The sequence below is a fragment of the Pseudomonas sp. MWU13-2517 genome (assembly GCF_023242545.1).
Lineage (GTDB): Bacteria > Pseudomonadota > Gammaproteobacteria > Pseudomonadales > Pseudomonadaceae > Aquipseudomonas.
In genome coordinates this window covers 1-565 of the sequence record NZ_JALMFA010000041.1, presented here as the reverse complement: position 1 = coordinate 565, position 565 = coordinate 1, and the positions used below count along the sequence as shown (strand labels likewise).

Annotated in this window: 1 protein-coding gene; it reads right to left on the bottom strand. The window is 57.5% G+C overall.

Annotated features, from left to right (window positions below; genetic code table 11):
• On the bottom strand, nt 1-565 hold a 565-nt coding region (locus tag M5B97_RS27570), incomplete at both ends, for an immunoglobulin-like domain-containing protein (protein WP_248733238.1).

Here is a 565-nt window from a genome sequence, read left to right as displayed (position 1 = left end):
CAGCGTAACGTCAGTACCAGCCTTGTTGCTCAAGGTGGCGGTGTAAGTGATTTGACCACCTTCGTTGACTGCGCTTGGCGCGGTCAGCGTGACGGTCGTGGTATCGGCAGTGCCCGGTGTGTCGGTAACGGTGGTGTTCACCGGCGTAGTGCCTGGCACCAAGTTCTCGAAGTGCTCTCCACCAGTCACACCTTTGATGGCGGTGGTGACGGTCTGGTCGCCTTTGTATACGTCGTTTGGAGCGACTACCGAGACAGAACCGCTGGACTGGTTCACTCCGATAGTGATGGTCTGGCCGTTATCCAGGGTGACGGTCAACGGCTTGGTGATGTTGGTCACTGCCGCGCCGTTTTTATCCACAAGGCTGGCGGTGTAAACGATGTTGCCGCCTTCACCAACGCTGTTGGTGGCGGTCAGAACCACATCGACCTTGTCGATGGTGTCGTTGATCGTGGTGGTTGCGCCATTACCCGCAACTTCCAGCTTCTCGAAGTTGCCGCCAGTAGCGTCGGTGATCTTGACGGTCTGGGTGCTCTTATCGATGAACACGTCATCGCTTGGCGCC